An 18,260-nucleotide genomic window follows, 5' to 3' on the forward strand; every position below is an offset into this window, starting at 1 on the left:
AATTTCTTATACAAAAAAGCATTCATTTTATAAATTGCAGTAAAAAAATATGATTATGGTAATTTTTGTGAAAATTTATTGATTTTTTCTTTAAATATTAAACATTTATTTTTACAGTATTACAATAAGGTTATAAAAGGGAAAAGAAGGAAATATGAAAAGAAAATTTTTAAATATTAGTTTAGGTGCAATAGCACTTATTACACCTGTTACAATGGTATCTTTAAGAATACCATACGAAAGTACCGAAGAGGATATAATAAGAATAGAAAAACAATACCGCGATAAGTTATCCTCATATTGTTTGTATGATTTTATAAAATTAACTGGAAGAGTGGATACTAAAATAAAATTCGTAAGTAGAAACTATCTAAATCCTGAAACGAATAAATATTTATATATAGTAGGATACGAAAAAAGTGGTTTTTCAGTATTTGATCAAGAAAAAGAGAAAATAATAGAGGTTATTCCTAATTGAAACATATCTGATTTAAGTTCAGAAATCATGTCTAATGATGATTTGGTATATTATAGAGAATCAAATGTTGAAATATCAATAATAAATAAAAACGATCGAGATAAATTAATGATAGGGGATCATAGAAGACCCAAAAAGAAAACTGATGATAAAAATATAAATGATGATTGAAAAAATAACAAAGACAATAGCAGAAAAAAAGTTGATTTTTCTAATTTTAACTACAATGATTTATTAGAGTTGCAAAACGCAAAAAAATCGGAATATTCTAAATTTGGTATAAGAGAAGAATTAAATGGGTTTTTGTATGCGGATAATGAAATAGATCATTCATGAATATTTAAAACAAAACCAACTGATACATTTGGTAAGAATGATAGTTATAAATATATATCAAAGGATTCTGATGGCATATGCGGATATATTGTTGTTAATCAAATGATGCTATACAATGAGTATTTTATAAATTCTGGTTATATGAATATGGCAAAATCTAATAAATATATAAATAAAGAAGAAAAATACCATGTTGATATAACTAAGCCAGATCCAGAAGAGTGAAGCCCAAGACATAGAAAATCACCATCAATAAAATTAAAAGAAAATATGGAAAGATACTCTGCAGAAACAAAAAAACATTACCTATACAATAATTATTTCTCTCCAAAAATAAATGACATTTACATGGAAGATATTTTAAATAAACACTTTTATGAAGAAGGAACAGTTTATGAAGAAAGAAAAATTATATTAGACGATTTTGTTAAGGACAATGGCGGTACAACTAACTATAATTTCGCAAAATTAAAAATTACCAAAAATAGTATAAATGAATTTATTAAAAATCAAAAAAAACCTATTTTTTTAAAATCAAAAACAAAAGATTTTGAAAACGGAAAATATTATAATCGTGATGGTAATCACATATATGTTGCTTATGGTTCATATAATGACGGAAGAGTTTTAATTAATTATAATTGGCTAGATGAACATACACAAGTAATTTTGGACATTGATCATATATATGGCGCAGAATATCTTGAAGACACAAATAGTAATAAAAATTTAAAAAAATATTTTTGAAATGGTGTTGAACATGTTACAGGCCCAGAGATGACAAATTATTTAAAACTATGGGGGTTTATTAAATAATGACAAAAAAAATTAATTTATGCTTATTGGCTTTATCGTCAATATCAATTCCAGCAATGGCTGCGATTAGTTGTGCAAAAAATGAACCAATTGATAAAATATATGATGATGAAGGCGAAGAGATATTAGAAGGAGGACTATACAAAAGACGTTATTCAAAGAATAATCTTTTATATTCTAGACTTCGCTATAAAAATAATAATCAAGTAATTAATAAACCATTTAGATTACTGACTTTCAAAACTTCAAATAAAGAACAAGAAATAATAGATTTTGTTAAAGAAAATGCAATTTCTAATCATTTCATGATTGCTCATAAGTTTGAATTTGAGAATAAAGACAAAAGTTCCGAACCGGATTTTAATAAAGAATTTAAAAAATGACTTGAATCAGCTAAAGAAATTATGTTTTTATACTTACCAAATAAAATAAAAATAGTTAAACCTGATCAATTTGTTGATATACATGATTTTTTTGAATCACCAATAAAAGAAGTTCCTGAATTTAAAATACCGGCTTCGAATACTCACTTTTTCATTGATAATGAAGTTAAATTTATAAATCCAATGCGTTTTAAAACATGACCAGCACCAATTGTAATTTATCCGCTTCTAAGAATATATAGAAAAAACAATATAAAATATAAAAAAGATAAAAATGTTGATGTTGTTGATACATTTTCTATTTGAGTTCATCATAACAGAGAAGAAGCTGTTGCTAACCTTGTTTTAGAAAGGCTTTATCCAAACGGCGATTATAGTGATGAATATATTGAAAAGTATGAAATCGATGTTAAAGGATTATCTTTAAAATATCGAATTTTTATGTTGGATTATTAAAAACTTTTTAATTGTAAATTAAAATTTAAAAATATAGTATAAATGAATTTATTAAAAATCAAAAAAACCTATTTTTTTAAAATCAAAAACAAAAGATTTTGAAAAAGGAGTATATAAATTAGACAAAGAAGCAGGACATATATATGTTGCTTATGGTTCATATAATGACGGAAGAGTTCTAATTAATTATAATTGGCTAGATGAACATACACAAGTAATTTTGGACATTGATCATATATATGGCGCAGAATATCTTGAAGACACAAATAATAATAAAAACTTAAAAAAATATTTTTGAAACGGTGTTGAACATGTTACAGGTCCAGAGATGACAAATTATTTAAAACTATGGGGGTTTATTAAATAATGGCAAAAAAAATTAATTTATGCTTATTGGCTTTATCTTCAATATCAATTCCAGCAATGGCTGCGATTAGTTGCGCAAAGAATGAACCAATTGATAAAATATATGACGACGAAGGTGAAGAGATATTAGATGGAGGACTATACAAAAGACGGTATTCAGAGAATAATCTTTTATATTCTAGACTTCGCTATAAAAATAATAATCAAGTAATTAATAAACCATTTAGATTATTGACTTTCAAAACTTCAAATAAAGAACAAGAAATAATAGATTTTGTTAAAAAAAATGCAATTTCTAATCATTTCATGATTGCTCATAAGTTTGAATTTGAGAATAAAGAGAAAAGTTCCGAACCGGATTTTAATAAAGAATTTAAAAAATGACTTGAATCAGCTAAAGAAATTATGTTTTTATACTTACCAAATAAAATAAAAATAGTTAAACCTGATCAATTTGTTGATATACATGATTTTTTTGAATCACCAATAAAAGAAGTTCCTGAATTTAAAATACCGGCTTCGAATACTCACTTTTTCATTGATAATGAAGTTAAATTTATAAATCCAATGCGTCATAAAACGTGACCAGCACCAACTGTAATTTATCCGCTTCTAAGAATATATAGAAAAAACAATATAAAATATAAAAAAGATAAAAATGTTGATGTTGTTGATACATTTTCTATTTGAGTTGAGCATGACGGAGAAGAAGCTGTTGCTAGCCTTGTTTTAGAAAGGCTTTATCCAAAGGGTGATTATAGTAATGAATATATTGAAAAGTATGAAATCGATGTTAAAGGATTATCTTTAAAATATCTAATTTTTATGTTGGATTATTAAAAACTTTTTAATTGTAATATTAAAATTTAAAAATATAGTATAAATGAATTTATTAAAAATCAAGAAAGACCTATTTTTTTAAGGTGATTAACGAAACAATTTAAAAATGGAATATATGAATTAGATAAAGAAGCGGGACACATATATGTTGCTTATGGTTCATATAATGACGGAAGAGTTCTAATTAATTATAATTGGCTAGATGAACATACACAAGTAATTTTGGACACTGATCATATATATGGGGCAGAATATCTTGAAGACACAAATAGTAATAAAAATTTAAAAAAATATTTTTGAAATGGTGTTGAACATGTTGCGGGTCCTGAAATGACAAATTATTTAAAACTATGGGGGTTTATTAAATAATGACAAAAAAAATTAATTTATGCTTATTGGCTTTATCGTCAATATCAATTCCAACAATGGCTGCGATTAGTTGCGCAAAAAATGAACCAATTAATAAAGGATATTATGATAATGGTGAAGAAATATTAGATGGAGGGATGTACAATAGAAAATATTTGAAAAACTATCTTTTATATTCTAAACTTCGCTATAAAAATAATAATCAAGTAATTGATAAACCATTTAGATTATTAACTTTCAAAACTTCAAATAAAGAACAAGAAATAATAGATTTTGTAAAAGAAAATTCAATTTCTAATCATTTCATGATTGCTATAAAGTTTGAAATTGAGATTAAAAATAAAAGTTCCGAATTAGATATTAATAAAGAATTTAAAAAATGACTTGAATCAGCTAAAGAAATGATGTTTTTATACTTACCAAATAAAATAAAAATAGTTAAACCTGACCAATTTGTTGATATACATGATTTTTTTGAATCGCCAATAAAAGAAGTTCCTGAATTTAAAATACCGGCTTCTAATACTCACTTTTTCTTTGATAATGAAGTTAAATTTATAGATCCATTATATTTTAAAACATGACGAGAAGTAACTGTTAAACATCAGCTTCTAAGAATATATAGAAAGAACAATATAAAATATAAAAAAGATAAAAATGTAGATGTTATTGATACATTTTCAATTTCACTTCAGCACTATAAACAAGAAGCTGTTGCTAGCCTTGTTTTAGAAAGGCTTTATCCAAATTACGATTATAAAGATGAAAAATATATTGAAGAATACGAAATCGATGTAAATAGATTAACTCTAAAATATCCTATCTTTATGTTGGATTATTAAAAACTTTTTAATTGTAATATTAAAATTTAAAAATATAGTATAAATGAATTTATTAAAAATCAAAAAACACATTTTTTAAGGTCATTAACGAAACAATTTAAAAATGGAATATATGAATTAGATAAAGAAGCGAATCATATTTATGTTGCTTATGGTTCATATAATGACGGAAGAGTTCTAATTAATTATAATTGGCTAGATGAACATACACAAGTAATTTTGGACATTGATCATATATATGGCGCAGAATATCTTGAAGACACAAATAATAATAAAAACTTAAAAAAATATTTTTGAAACGGTGTTGAACATGTTACAGGTCCAGAGATGACAAATTGCTTAAAACTATGGGGGTTTATTAAATAATGGCAAAAAAAATTAATTTATGCTTATTGGCTTTATCGTCAATATCAATTCCAGCAATGGCTGCGATTAGTTGCGCAAAGAATGAACCAATTGATAAAATATATGATGATGAAGGCGAAGAGATATTAGAAGGTGGACTTTACAAAAGACGATATAAGGAGAATAATCTTTTATATTCTAGACTTCGTTATGAAAATAATAATCAAGTAATTAATAAACCATTTAGATTACTGACTTTCAAGAGTTCAAACAAAGAACAAGAAATAATAGATTTTGTTAGAGAAAATGCAATTTCTAATCATTTTATGATTGCTTATAAGTTTGAATTTGAGAATAAAGATAAATGTTCCGAACCAGATTTTAATAAAGAATTTAAAAAATGACTTGAATCAGCCAAAGAAATTACATTTTTATACTTACCAAATAAAATAAAAATAGTTAAACCTGATCAATTTGTTGATATATCTGATTTTTTTCAATCACCAATAAAAGAAGTTTCTGAATTTAAAATACCGGCTTCTAATACTCACTTTTTCATTGATAATGAAGTTAAATTTATAAATCCGTTATATTTTAAAACTTGACCAACAGTAACTGTACATTATCCGCTTCTAAGAATATATAGAAAGAACAATATAAAATATAAAAAAGATAAAAATGTTGAAGTTGTTGATACATTTTCTATTTGAGTTGAACATAACAAAAAAGAAGCTGTCGCTCATCTTGTTTTAGAAAGGCTTTATCCAGACGGAGACTATGAGAATGAATATATTGAAAAGTATGAAATTGATGTAGATAGATTATCCTTAAAATATCTAATTTTTATGCTGGATTATTAAAAACTTAAAAATATAAATAAAATCATAAATCTGCCTTAAATTCAGATAGATTTATGATTTTTATACTGCGAAACTGCAAAAAATTAGTTATCAAATATTACTTTTGCTTAAGGATAAAAAAATATAAAAAAACACCGAAGTGTCGGCGTATTTAAACAAATGGTGGAGAATGAGGGGCTCGAACCCACGACCCTCGCCTTGTAAGGGCGATGCTCTCCCAGCTGAGCTAATTCTCCGATTGGTGACCCTAGCGGGATTCGAACCCACGCATGTATGGATGAAAACCATATGTGTTAACCGCTTCACCATAGGGCCATAATGGCGCCGACTATTGGGATTGAACCAACGACCAACTGGTTAACAGCCAGCTGCTCTACCGCTGAGCTAAGTCGGCAATCTCGGCACTTATTAATTGATGCTTAATTATTATAACCGAAAAAAAATTATTTTTCAAAAAAAATATTTTTTTTATTTTTTATCAATTTTTATACTGATTTATTTGGTTATGCCTAATATAATAACATTTTTTTAGCACTTTGATGAAAATTTATGTATTTTTTATTTATTATCTTTTTTCACTTTAAATGTCCACCTTGGCAAATAATACATTTTTTGATTTTATTATATCGTTTAAGATTTAAAAACGCAGATTCCAATCAAATTGATATACTAAAAAGCGCATATCAGAACATAACCTATTTTAATATTGGCAGTTCTTCATTTAGCAATGCCATTAAATTATCTGATGTTCATATCCCATTAGTAACACAAATCCCAGATAATACTTTTTATGCAAATAGATCATTAACATCTGTTTTTGCACCGAAAGTAAAGAATATAGGATCATACGCATTTTTTGGTGCTTCATCACTTAGTTCTATAGAATTACCCGAAGTAACAAACATAGAAAATTATGCATTTGCAAATGCAATTAATCTATCTTCTGTAACAGCTCCTAAATTAGAACGAATTGGAACAGAAGTGTTTAAAAACACAAATATTCCAAATGATTATGTAATTGGCAAAGTGACAATAAGAAATTAATATACATAAAAAAGTCTCTAAAAAACTTAAGTAAATAGGTATAGAATTAAACACATTTTAATTTTATTTAGGGTGCACAAATGTGCACTCTTTTAAATTCATTATATAAAAAAGCCATAATCTAAAGATAAGGAAATGATTTATGGAAGTAAATGTAAAGCAATTAAAGAAAAATAAAATGCAATATTATTTTGAAAATTTTAAAAAAACAAGATAAGTTCATGTTTGTTTATTATGATAAATTATTAGATTTGAGAAAATGCAAATGGTTTAAAAAAGAAGCTGCAAAATTTAATTAGATAATTAAAAAATAAAAAAGATCAAGAAAATAAAATAATTTTATTTGATTGATACTTCTTTAAAACTTAGAAAATGTTCGATACAAGTTACATAAAGAGAAGATTATAATAGAATAAAAAACATTTTATCAATTTATGATGATATTAGAGAAATGCTGCTAAGCTATAGTTAAAAAATAACAAATCTACCTTAAATTTAGGCAGATTTGTTATTTTTACATAATAAAACTGAGTAACTTAGGAAAATCGATTTTGCATAATAAAAAAATTCGCATTTTTGCGAACTTATTTGCCTATATTTAGGATATGGTGCTAGTTAGAGGGATCGAACCCCCGACCCACTGATTACGAATCAGTTGCTCTGCCAACTGAGCTAAACTAGCATTAACTTCTTAATTTTACCAAAATTTAAACCAATTATATTAATCCTTTTTTTAAAAATTGTTGACGTTAAAAAACGACTAAAAATAAGGTGTTTTTTTAAATTTTTACCTTTTTATTTACTTTTTGGACGTTAAAAAAATGTTTTTAATACAAATTTGCTAAAAAAACAAAAAATTTATTAATAGATTTACAAGTTATTTGTTAAAATATAGTTGATAGTGGAAGGAAGTGGAAATGTTTGGAAAATATTATCGCCAAATTGATGATAAAAATCGTGTAGTTGTTCCCGCTAAATTGTTGCAAGAATTAGGACATGAATTTTACATCACCAAAGGTTTTGATAAATCATTAGTTTTTAGAACTCCAGCTGAGTTTGAAAAATTAAAAAATAAACTAGAAGAAAATAATAGTTTGAATAAAGATTTTAGAAACCTATCAAGATATATTTTCGGTAACACTGAATTAGTTTCTCCTGATAAATTAGGAAGAATAAACTTACCAAAACATTTAACTGAAAAAATCGCTATCAAAAAAGAAGTTGTTTTTGTCGGAACTGGAAACACATGCGAACTTTTTGCTAAAGAAGAATATGATTTAGCCGAAAGTTTTTATGACGATGAAAATAATATTGATGATCTTGCTCAAAAACTTTTTGAACAAGGAGTTAAGTTATAAATAAACATATTCCGGTTTTATTAAACGAAGTAATTGAATCTTTAGATATTAAAACCGATGGAATTTATGTGGATTTAACTTTAGGTAGAGCAGGACATAGTCAAGAAATTTTAAAACGATTAACTCAAGGTAAACTTATTTGTTTTGATAAAGACATTGAAGCAATTAAAGAAAGTGATGAAAAACTTGCAAAGATTAGTTCTAACTATATATTAATAAAAAGTGACTTTAGATACGTTTCTAAAGAACTTAAAAAAATAGGTATAGAACATGTGGATGGAATTTTAGCCGATTTAGGTGTAAGTAGTCCACAACTAGATGATATAAAAAGAGGATTTAGTTATTCTCAAAACTCAGAGTTAGATATGAGAATGGACTTAGACAATCCTTTAATGGCAAAAGATATAGTAAATAATTTTGAAGAAGAAGAAATTGCGAAAATCTTATACGAAAACGCTGATGTAAAATTAGCCAAACTAATTGCGAAAGCCATCGTTTCGAATCGCCCAATTAATACTTCTTTTGAGTTAAATGAATTGCTAAAAAAAGTGTTGCCAGCTAAAATAGTTCGTGAAAAAAATCCATCTAAAGCAGTATTTCAGGCATTAAGAATTGCCGTTAATGATGAATTTGGTTCTTTAAAAGAACTTTTAGAACAAATTCCTTCATTATTAAATAAAAATGGAAAGTGTGCTTTTATTACATTTCATAGTAAAGAAGACGCAATTGTTAAACAATACTTTCAAAAATTAAACTATCATGATCCTAAATTAAATAAATTACCAGTACAAATCGATAAAGACTGAAAACAAAAGATTATCTTTCCTCAAGAATCTGAGGCTGAAGAAAATCGACGGGCACGAAGTGCAAAATTAAGAGTGATTACAAAACTAAATTAACAGGAATTAAAATGAAAAGAGTTATTATTACAGCTTTTAAAATACTTAATAATAAATATGAAGTAGAAGTCGTTGAAAGAATCGGCTTTGAATCTTTTCCTATTTATAAAAATAGCTTAAATAATAATTCTTTAAGTAATTTATCTAACTTTATAGCGAAAAGCAAAGAAACAATTGAAAAGATTATTGAAGGTCAATTAAAAGATGTATTGCTTTTTGTTGAAAATAATCAATCATTCAAAATTAAAAATAAATTTATATCGTCTAATAAATGTTTAGATGCATCTGATTATCAACTAAACCAAGCTTTAATTAATGAACACAAAAAAAATAATGAATATTTAATTGATTGTGATTATATTTTAAAAGCTAAAAATAAAAATTACTATTCAATTAACAGCATGGATTTAAATAAGGCTAAAAGTATTTTTGAAGTTATGAAATTAAATCACTTAAACATAGCTAAAATTTACGTGATAGATAACTTAAAAAATCATAGTTTATTATTAAAAAATAACTCACGACTAGCTATCGTAAGTTCATTTAAAAATGATAAAACAATTCTAAACTTAGTCAATAATTCAACTAATATGATTAGCGAAGTATTAGAAATCGGATTAGATGACTTGGTTAAAAAAATTAGCCAAAAAAAACAAATTTCTATTGCTGATGCCAATGCATTATTAATTTCATTAAATGAACAAAACGATTTTGAATCTGATTTTGATGTTTATCAAATTCTAAATGAATATGCACATAAATTAATAACTAAAATTGTTAAACTAAGCGAAATTAATAATTTTAGTGATAAATTAGATTTAATTTTTGATAGCAATTTCTCAATTTTAAATAATTTTATTAACTTAATTAATTGAAAACTACTAGCGAAAAGTTTTAAAATTAATATGCCAAATCATTTTATAAGCGAAGAAATGCAAGGTGTAATAAAATTGTTAGAAAATATTGAAATTATTGATCAAAATATTACTCTTACTATCGAATTATTCACCATTAGAACATTTGATAACATTGAAACTAGACCAAGTTATTTATTTAATCAATATTAAATAAAACAGGAGAGCAAATATGGATGAAAAAGAAGTTTTGAATTACAATCCAGTAGCTAAAATTAAAGTTATTGGTGTTGGTGGTGGTGGTAACAATAGTATTCAAGCACTGTTAGACACAAAATTAGACGGTTTAGATTTTATAGTTGTAAACACAGATAAACAAGCTTTAGCAAGATTTAATCAAAATCAAATCTTACACATCGGTGATAAAAGAGGTATTGGTGCTGGTGCTAATCCAGAAATCGGAAGAAGTGCAGCTGAAGGCAATGCCGATGAAATTAAAAGTCGCTTAAAAGGCGCTGATTTAGTTTTAATTACTGCCGGAATGGGAGGGGGCACCGGAACTGGAGCATCTCCAGTTATTGCTAAAATTGCAAAAGAGCAAGGTTCATTAGTAATGGCCATTGTCACCACTCCATTTATGTTTGAGGGTAGAATTAGATCAGAAGTTGCTAAAAAAGGTATTGAAGAAATTAAAAAATACGTTGACGCATTTATTATTGTTTCAAATGATAAATTAACCGAACAATATGGAGAAGTTTCATTCAATGACGCTTTTAAATGCGCTAATAACGTTTTAAAACAAACAATAAGAACAATTATTGACGTTATTGCTGTACCTAGCTTTATTAATTTAGATTTTGCTGATTTAGAAACTGTAATCAAAAATAAAGGCGAGGCTGTTGTTGGTATTGGTCAAGCTAGCGGAGAAGATAGAACTGTAAAAGCAATCACATCTGCTATATCAAGCCCAATTTTAGAATCAAGCATCGTCGGCGCAACAGACGCCATAGTTCATTTTTCGGTTTCATCGAAAGTAACGTTAAATGAGATAAAAAAAGCCATCTTAACGATGAGAGAAATCGTTGGTAAAGACATAAATATTATTTTTGGAATTAATAACTCAATCTCTGACGAAAGTAACAAATTAGGCGAAGTTTTTGTATCGGTTATTGCAACCGGTTTAAAAGATGGAGCACCAAAAGCTGCCGAAGATATTCAAGCTGAAGTTATCACTAATATCGAAAGTAGCTCATCAATGTTTGTAAATAGCGAAACATCGGAAATGCTAATTGAAAACATTAAAAACGGAAGCAGATATCCAATTATTGAAGAAGATAAAGACTTTCGTTTGGTAAATGATGATATGCAGGACGTATTTAAAAGTTAAGATGAAGTAAGAAATTTTATTTTTAAACTTGTATATATTATTTAAAGGCGTTCATCGCCTTTTTATTTTTTTAAAAGACAAATATTTATTATTAAATAGGTAATCAAAAATAATTAACGCTAGTTATATTTTATTAAGATGACATTAAAAAAAGCAAAACCTTGGCTCAATTAATTAATGTTATACATGACTGATAAATTTGTATAATAATATATTATGTATAAATTTTTTAGTTTTAAAAGAGATGGCGATTATTTTATTTTAGATGATGAGACTCAAAAACATATTAGAGTTTTAAGAATAAAAAATGAACCCTTTTTAGTTAATTATGAAAACGAATTTTATGAATGTTTTTATAATTTCCCTAATTTAGCAAAGATTAATAAAAAGTTAAATATTAATAATGAATATGGGTATGAAATTGTTGTTGCTATTCCTTTAATTAAACAAAATCATTTTGAAATAGCCTTACAAAAATCTGTGGAGTTAGGAGCAACTAAAATAATACCTTTTATTTCTGAATATTGTGATAAGAGCAATTTGAATGTTGAAAATAAATATGATAGATTTAATAAAATAATTAAAGAAGCTGCGCAACAGTCGTTTCGAAATATCATTCCAGAGTTAAGTTTAGTTCATTCATTTGATCAAATTTTAGATTATCAAATTGATCAGAAAATAATGGCATATGAAAAAGAAGAAACAGAAACAAATCATAATTTTAAAGGTAATATTATGTTTATTGTCGGACCTGAGGGCGGACTTACTTTATCAGAAGTAAAAAAATCTGAAGATAAAGGCGTTAAAATTGTCGGGCTAACTAAAACAATATTAAGAGCTGAAACAGCACTAATTTATTTATTATGTAAACTTTCAAATTTCTAGGAAAATAAATTAATGCTATTTTTCAAAAAAGTGTTATAATGTAAAAGCATTTTATTATTAAATTAAAGAAAGGACGAGAAAGTATGCGTCAAACAACAATTATTAGAAAAGAATTAGTTGACAAAAAATGATACATCGTAGATGCAGCCAACGTACCACTAGGTAGACTTTCAACTCTTGTAGCTTCAATCCTTAGAGGAAAAAATAAACCAACATTTACACCAAATGTTGACATGGGCGACAATGTAGTTGTTATCAATGCAAAACATGTACTTCTAACAGCTAAAAAAGAAGAAAACAAAATTTACTACCACCACACAGGATACCCTGGTGGTTTAAAACAAATTAATGCAGCAGATTTACGTGCTAAAAAACCAGAAGCACTAGTAGAAAAAGCTGTAAGAGGAATGTTACCACACACAAAATTAGGCCGTAAACAATTTAAAAACTTATTTGTTTATGCAGGAGCTGAACACAAACAAGAAGCTCAAAAACCAGAAAAAATCGAGGTTAAATAATTATGGCAGATAAAATTAGATACTATGGTCTAGGAAGACGTAAATCTTCAGTTGCTAGAGTTTATTTAATTCCAGGTAAAGGTAACTTCATTATTAACGGTAAACCAGCTAAAGAACACTTAAACTCAGACATTTTATTAAAAGATGCTCTAAGTCCATTTACAGTTACTGAAACATCAGGACAATTTGATGTTTTTGCAAATGTTAACGGTGGTGGTTTAACAGGTCAAGCTGGAGCTATTAGATTAGGTATTGCACGTGCTTTATTAGAAGCTTCAAACAACGAATACCGTAACAAATTAAAAGATGCTGGATTCTTAACTCGTGATGCACGTGTTAAAGAACGTAAAAAATTCGGTTTGAGAAAAGCAAGAAGAGCAAGACAATTCTCAAAACGTTAATTACCGCATTATATATCAAAAGAGTCGCTTTGACTCTTTTCTGCGAGCGTAGCTCAGCTGGTTAGAGCACACGACTGATAATCGTGAGGTCGATGGTTCAAGTCCATTCGTTCGCACCATATCATTTTATGAACATTAAAAAACATGATCGAGTTAAAGATCATGTTTTTTAATGCTTAATAATAAACTTAATTGCAAAATAGTGTGCTAACCTAATTATTTTTTTATTTTTAATCGTAATTTATTAAAAAAATCAATCAATATGTCGCATTTTAATGTATAAATTTTTTTTTATGTTATAATAATTTAGCAACATATGCGAGCGTAGCTCAGCTGGTTAGAGCACACGACTGATAATCGTGAGGTCGATGGTTCAAGTCCATTCGTTCGCACCATATCAAAAAATTGAACATAAGCCCGTTTTGGGCTTTTTATTTAAGGAAATTTATGACTGGAACTGAATTGTGAAATTTGTACTGCGATGAAAATAATATCGAGAAATGATCTGATCACTATACTTGAAAATTAAATAAAAAAGATATTAAAAAAATTTTAAATTTCAAATTAAAAGGTAGGGTTAACACTTACGATTTTTTTATCAAAACATATAATCGCATTCCTAAAGCTAATGATCATTTAATATTAAAAGATTTTAAAAATAATCCATATGCGATACTAAAAGTTTCGTGAGTATCAATTACATATTTAGAGAATATTCAGTCAGATTTTATTTCGTTAATAAATACAAAAAACGAAGAAACAACCTTTTTTAAAGCATCACTAGAAAGCAAATTAAAAAAACAAATGAGAAATGCAGAAGAAAATGATATTGCGATAATATGCGAAGAATTTTTCGTTGTAAAATTAAATGAAAATATAAAATAAATTTATATGTTATAATAAAGCAGTTATAAAAATTATTTATTCCTTGGTAATAATTAAGATTATTGCTAGGTTATGAAAGGAAAACACATGGTATCAAAAGCTAGAAAAGCTGAATTAGTAGCTCAATACGGAAGAAATGCAAAAGACACAGGTTATTTACCAGTTCAAATTGCAATCTTAACAGAAGACATTGAAAGTTTAAAAAAACACTTCCAAGTAAATAAAAAAGATTTACACTCAATGCGTGGATTTATGGCTAAAGTTAACCACCGTAAAGCTCTACTAAGCCACCTAAAAGATGAAAACTACGATCTATATTTAGCAACCATTAAAGCTCTAAATATTAGAAAATAGTTTAAAAACAGCACATAATGCTGTTTTTATTTTTTTCGTGTAAAATTTATTAATTATATTTATATAAAGGAAAAAAATGAAGGTAGAAAAGAAAAGATTTATATTTGAATTAACTAGTTTCATAATAATATCAATATCATTATTTATTTTGTCAATATATAATGTGGATAATGGAAGCTGAATATGAAATTCGAATAATTCAATTTGACAAAAAATGATTAATATATTTGTATCATTATCTGGATTTGTTGGCATTTTGGCATTGTATTTCTTTGCAAAAAAGAAAAATATAGCATATCTTTATGGAATATTAAACGCTATATTGTACAGTCTTTTTGCTTTTACAAATGGTCTTGTCATTGATGCTTTATTACAAATAATTTATATATTAATCTTAGTATCTGTTTTAATTAAGCAAAAAATAAAGAAAAATGCTCGCATACAATTTTTACGCAGTTCTGCTTATTCTACTATAATATTTTTCTTCTATTTTGTTATATTCTGTATAGCATTTTATTTCTTAAATCCATACACAAATGATATATTGGGAAAAATATTAAATATAAATTATTTTCCATTTGGATCTAATTTTAAATACAAATTATCTGCATCAATATTGCTATCAGTATTTAATGCATTATCAATTGTTGCTCTTACAATGATGTCGTTAGGCTTTAAAGAAAGCTGATTATTATGAGGACTTAAAAATATATTATGTTTTATTTTCTTTTCTGGCATCGCATTTCTAAATGTAACTTTAATATTGATTAATTTAATCTTTTTATTAATGGGAATATATCTATTTTATCTTGAATCAAAACACAAAACCTTGCGTATTGCAATATTGGGCAATGATCAAGAACTAAAAGCTAATTTAATTAATAAACTAAAACCATACTTGGATAGTAATGAAATTTTTATTGCTAATAAAGAAATTAAATATACTCTTGACGAATATAAAAAATTATTAATAGAAGATCTGGATATTATTAAAATGACTAACGAACATCATAAATCGATAATAATCCATCATCTAATTGATGACATTTATAATATTGATAAAAAGATGAAAAATAATTCAGAAAAAAATAAATGAAATTGATTTTACAAACTAAAATATAAATTTATTTTATCAATTCAACCTAAGCTAGATTTAGTTTTCATATTAGAAAATGATATAAATCAAAACCCAAATTCATTTATTAAAAATAAATATTCAATTAACAGCAAACATTTTGCTAAAAAATATTTATTTGTATCGAATTTTAATATTGATGAAGCAATAAATAAAATGGCTTAATTTGCTTTTTTTGATACCTAAAAATATTTATAAATATAGATAAATCGCAACATTCCGAAAAGCGGAATGTTTTTTATATTAAAAAAGATTTAAAAATATAAATAAACATATAAAAACTCAATAAAATACAGTTATTTTTTTGTTTCTTATAAATATTTTGAAATGCCTTTTGAGTTAAAGTATTAAAATTTAACTATAAATTATTTTTTATTTTATTTAAAATAAAAAACTAATAATAGGAGACGTATGAAAAAGAGAATTAAAAACCTTATTTTAATGATGGCTTTATCACCAGTTGCATTTATGCCTATTTCTTGTTCTGAATTAAATAAAAAAGAGGATATTAATAAAACGGATAAAACTGAAGATGTCGATAAAGAAAATGATAATTCAAACAACACAAATAGTGGCTTAAAAGAAAATGATAAAAAACCCGATTCAGAGCCTAAGGCTGATAAAAATACTGAATCTGAATCTAAAAATGAAGATGAAAGTAAGCCAAATAGTATCGAATCCGAGCTTAAAAATAATAATGATTTGTTAGTTGCTCAAGATAAGTTTAATCAAATTAAAAATAGAATGTTATATTTTGAAGAAAAGAAATTAACTATGCCTTACTTTTTTTATTTCCAAAAAGGTAATAATTTTTTAGGCGGTCCAATCGAAGAAAACCAAGGCACCAAAATAGATGATTTAAATTCTTATATTAATAAATTAGTAACAATTAATAAAGATAATTATAATAGTCAAGATTATATTGAGTTAGTCAAACTATTTGATGATTTGGATGAAAAAGTTACTAAATATGATGATTCAAATAACAAACCTACTGTTGTTTTTGAATCAATGCCAGACGATCAAAAAATTAAAGAGGAATTAATTTTAGAATTTGAATCTTTAAGAAATAAAGACTATTTTATTGCTAAGTATGATACGAATAATAACTATATTAGTATTGATAAAATGTATCCTATGTATCTAGATTTAATTTCGCATGAGTATTACAAGTATCCATTTTTATCAGTTGGTTCAGCAGCAACTACCAATTTTAGAGTAAGAAATGGTAATGTGTTTACTTTTTCAGCTTCTTCTAATAAATTAAACTCAGATGCTAAAAAAGCAATGGCAAAATATGTTGATGAAGCAATTAATTTATTAAATGAAAATATGTCGGTTTATGAAAAAGTATTTACTTTAACTAGGTATGTAGATGATAATTTAAATTACATGTATCATTCAGAAGGAATAAATGATGCGTATTTAAAACATTGAGGTGTATGTAAAGAATATGTTGAACAAGCTGCAATTTTATACTCAATTGCTGGTCTTGAATTTAGAATAATAACAGGTGAGCAACATATTTGATTTACATTTAAAAACGAAGCAGGAAAATGATTTATAACAGATCCTACTCATCTAGATCCGGGAGCAGTTGATTTAGATTATCCTGCAGTTTATCAAGGTTCTGCTAAATTAATTTCAAAATATACCGATATGTTTAAATATCAAAAACACTTAACTTGAGATTCAACTATAAATGGAGTTGATAATAAAAAATTAGATGAAGTTAATAATAATATTTCTGAAAATGAATCAAAAAATATTTTTAACAATTTTATTGATTCTAAAACTGAATCTGATTATCATTTCTTTAATTCAAAAGTCTATTTGGTTAAAAATGGTAATTTAAGTTATTTTGATTCAAAAGAAAATAATAAGAGCTTATCTACTATAAATTCAAATGGCTTTGAAAATAATAATTTATTAAACTTGATGATAAGTTATAAAAATCATCTTTATGTAATTAAAAATGATAATAATCAACAAAAGCTATATGATTACAATATTAATGACAATACCTTTACTTTTGTTTTAGATTTAAATAAAAACATTAACGATTTAGAATACTATTTTGAAAATAATCAACTGAAAATTAAATCTAATAATGAAATTGTTGCCTCAATAGAGTTGGCAGAAAATGACAATAAAACTAATTATGAATTATCGCTTGAGTTAAAATCATATTTTGTTAAATTTGGATTATTTTATAAATTAGATGATCCCGATTATAAATCATTGAAAGAAAAATTGAATAATTTAGAGTCTCAAAGCGATTTAAATCTAGCTGAAAATAAACAAAAAATGGCTGAAATTGCAAACATTATTAATAATAAAATACAAAACTCTTAATGACATAAATTTAAACTTATTATAAAAAAATAACCAAACAACAACGATATCAAAATTTTACGTTTGTTGTTTGGTTATTTTAATACATTATTTT

The 18,260-nt window shown here is 25.8% G+C and carries 19 protein-coding genes and 6 tRNA genes; 21 read left to right on the top strand and 4 right to left on the bottom strand.

Annotated elements, in window-relative coordinates; translation table 4 throughout:
* Positions 1-154: 154 nt before the first annotated feature.
* From AB5V95_RS00815 to AB5V95_RS00845, 7 genes are all read left to right on the top strand, one after another.
* On the top strand, positions 155-1,630 hold the full coding sequence (locus AB5V95_RS00815; protein ID WP_369086006.1) for a putative cysteine peptidase: 1,476 nt from the start codon (positions 155-157) through the stop codon (positions 1,628-1,630).
* On the top strand, positions 1,630-2,469 hold the full coding sequence (locus tag AB5V95_RS00820; RefSeq protein ID WP_369086007.1) for a hypothetical protein: 840 nt from the start codon (positions 1,630-1,632) through the stop codon (positions 2,467-2,469). Before AB5V95_RS00815 ends, AB5V95_RS00820 begins: the two co-directional genes overlap by 1 nt.
* Positions 2,470-2,689: 220 nt before the next feature.
* Positions 2,690-2,836, top strand: coding sequence for a hypothetical protein (locus AB5V95_RS00825; protein WP_369086008.1), 147 nt, complete (start codon positions 2,690-2,692; stop codon positions 2,834-2,836).
* Positions 2,836-3,675, top strand: coding sequence for a hypothetical protein (locus tag AB5V95_RS00830; RefSeq protein WP_369086009.1), 840 nt, complete (start codon positions 2,836-2,838; stop codon positions 3,673-3,675). The genes AB5V95_RS00825 and AB5V95_RS00830 overlap by 1 nt, the downstream gene beginning before the upstream one ends.
* A 368-nt stretch (positions 3,676-4,043) precedes the next feature.
* On the top strand, positions 4,044-4,886 hold the full coding sequence (locus AB5V95_RS00835) for a hypothetical protein (protein ID WP_369086010.1): 843 nt from the start codon (positions 4,044-4,046) through the stop codon (positions 4,884-4,886).
* 219 nt (positions 4,887-5,105) lie between these two features.
* Positions 5,106-5,252, top strand: coding sequence for a hypothetical protein (locus AB5V95_RS00840; protein WP_369086011.1), 147 nt, complete (start codon positions 5,106-5,108; stop codon positions 5,250-5,252).
* Positions 5,252-6,091 (top strand): hypothetical protein, encoded by an 840-nt coding sequence (locus AB5V95_RS00845; protein WP_369086012.1) that lies wholly within the window; start codon positions 5,252-5,254, stop codon positions 6,089-6,091. The genes AB5V95_RS00840 and AB5V95_RS00845 overlap by 1 nt, the downstream gene beginning before the upstream one ends.
* 160 nt (positions 6,092-6,251) lie before the next feature.
* Here the strand turns inward: AB5V95_RS00845 and AB5V95_RS00850 are convergent.
* From AB5V95_RS00850 to AB5V95_RS00860, 3 genes are all read right to left on the bottom strand, one after another.
* Positions 6,252-6,327: transfer RNA gene (locus AB5V95_RS00850), tRNA-Val, on the bottom strand.
* A 3-nt stretch (positions 6,328-6,330) separates the two neighbouring features.
* Positions 6,331-6,406 (bottom strand) — tRNA-Glu (locus tag AB5V95_RS00855).
* Between the two features lie 4 nt (positions 6,407-6,410).
* Positions 6,411-6,485: transfer RNA gene (locus AB5V95_RS00860), tRNA-Asn, on the bottom strand.
* 218 nt (positions 6,486-6,703) lie between these two features.
* Between AB5V95_RS00860 and AB5V95_RS00865 the strand changes: the two genes are divergently transcribed.
* Positions 6,704-7,135, top strand: a complete 432-nt coding sequence (locus tag AB5V95_RS00865) for a leucine-rich repeat domain-containing protein (RefSeq protein ID WP_369086013.1) — start codon at positions 6,704-6,706, stop codon at positions 7,133-7,135.
* A gap of 606 nt (positions 7,136-7,741) precedes the next feature.
* On the opposite strand, the gene AB5V95_RS00870 is transcribed toward AB5V95_RS00865, so the two are convergent.
* Positions 7,742-7,817, bottom strand: a tRNA-Thr gene (locus AB5V95_RS00870).
* 235 nt (positions 7,818-8,052) lie between these two features.
* Between AB5V95_RS00870 and AB5V95_RS00875 the strand changes: the two genes are divergently transcribed.
* The 13 genes from AB5V95_RS00875 to AB5V95_RS00935 all read left to right on the top strand — a co-directional run bounded on the left by AB5V95_RS00875 (position 8,053) and on the right by AB5V95_RS00935 (position 18,166).
* Entirely contained in the window at positions 8,053-8,493 is a 441-nt protein-coding gene (locus AB5V95_RS00875) for a division/cell wall cluster transcriptional repressor MraZ (RefSeq protein ID WP_027122801.1), read from the top strand.
* Positions 8,490-9,392, top strand: coding sequence for a 16S rRNA (cytosine(1402)-N(4))-methyltransferase RsmH (gene rsmH / locus AB5V95_RS00880; RefSeq protein ID WP_369086103.1), 903 nt, complete (start codon positions 8,490-8,492; stop codon positions 9,390-9,392). The genes AB5V95_RS00875 and rsmH overlap by 4 nt, the downstream gene beginning before the upstream one ends.
* Before the next feature lie 11 nt (positions 9,393-9,403).
* Positions 9,404-10,459 carry a hypothetical protein gene (locus AB5V95_RS00885; RefSeq protein WP_369086014.1) on the top strand — a complete coding sequence of 352 codons (1,056 nt, stop codon included), beginning with the start codon at positions 9,404-9,406 and terminating at the stop codon, positions 10,457-10,459.
* A 19-nt stretch (positions 10,460-10,478) separates the two neighbouring features.
* Positions 10,479-11,633, top strand: coding sequence for a cell division protein FtsZ (gene ftsZ / locus AB5V95_RS00890; protein ID WP_027122804.1), 1,155 nt, complete (start codon positions 10,479-10,481; stop codon positions 11,631-11,633).
* 216 nt (positions 11,634-11,849) lie between these two features.
* Entirely contained in the window at positions 11,850-12,518 is a 669-nt protein-coding gene (locus AB5V95_RS00895) for a 16S rRNA (uracil(1498)-N(3))-methyltransferase (RefSeq protein WP_027122805.1), read from the top strand.
* An 83-nt stretch (positions 12,519-12,601) separates the two neighbouring features.
* The gene (rplM, locus tag AB5V95_RS00900; protein WP_027122806.1) at positions 12,602-13,036 is read left to right on the top strand and encodes a 50S ribosomal protein L13; all 435 of its coding nucleotides are present in this window, start codon (positions 12,602-12,604) and stop codon (positions 13,034-13,036) included.
* A gap of 2 nt (positions 13,037-13,038) precedes the next feature.
* A complete protein-coding gene (gene rpsI / locus AB5V95_RS00905) occupies positions 13,039-13,437 on the top strand; it encodes a 30S ribosomal protein S9 (RefSeq protein WP_027122807.1) in 399 nt (132 codons plus the stop codon).
* A 42-nt stretch (positions 13,438-13,479) separates the two neighbouring features.
* A tRNA-Ile gene (locus AB5V95_RS00910) sits at positions 13,480-13,556 on the top strand.
* A gap of 199 nt (positions 13,557-13,755) precedes the next feature.
* Positions 13,756-13,832, top strand: a tRNA-Ile gene (locus tag AB5V95_RS00915).
* A 52-nt stretch (positions 13,833-13,884) separates the two neighbouring features.
* Positions 13,885-14,322 carry a hypothetical protein gene (locus AB5V95_RS00920; protein ID WP_369086016.1) on the top strand — a complete coding sequence of 146 codons (438 nt, stop codon included), beginning with the start codon at positions 13,885-13,887 and terminating at the stop codon, positions 14,320-14,322.
* An 87-nt stretch (positions 14,323-14,409) separates the two neighbouring features.
* Positions 14,410-14,676: a 30S ribosomal protein S15 gene (gene rpsO / locus AB5V95_RS00925; protein ID WP_027122809.1), complete on the top strand. Its 267-nt coding sequence runs from the start codon at positions 14,410-14,412 to the stop codon at positions 14,674-14,676.
* Positions 14,677-14,752: 76 nt separating this feature from the next.
* Positions 14,753-15,976 carry a nicotinamide mononucleotide transporter gene (locus tag AB5V95_RS00930; protein WP_369086017.1) on the top strand — a complete coding sequence of 408 codons (1,224 nt, stop codon included), beginning with the start codon at positions 14,753-14,755 and terminating at the stop codon, positions 15,974-15,976.
* Between the two features lie 246 nt (positions 15,977-16,222).
* The gene (locus tag AB5V95_RS00935) at positions 16,223-18,166 is read left to right on the top strand and encodes a hypothetical protein (RefSeq protein WP_369086018.1); all 1,944 of its coding nucleotides are present in this window, start codon (positions 16,223-16,225) and stop codon (positions 18,164-18,166) included.
* Positions 18,167-18,260 lie beyond the last annotated feature (94 nt).

Origin of the sequence: Metamycoplasma spumans (assembly GCF_041026625.1) — a bacterium.
GTDB classification, from domain to species: Bacteria; Bacillota_I; Bacilli_A; order Mycoplasmatales; family Metamycoplasmataceae; genus Metamycoplasma; species Metamycoplasma spumans.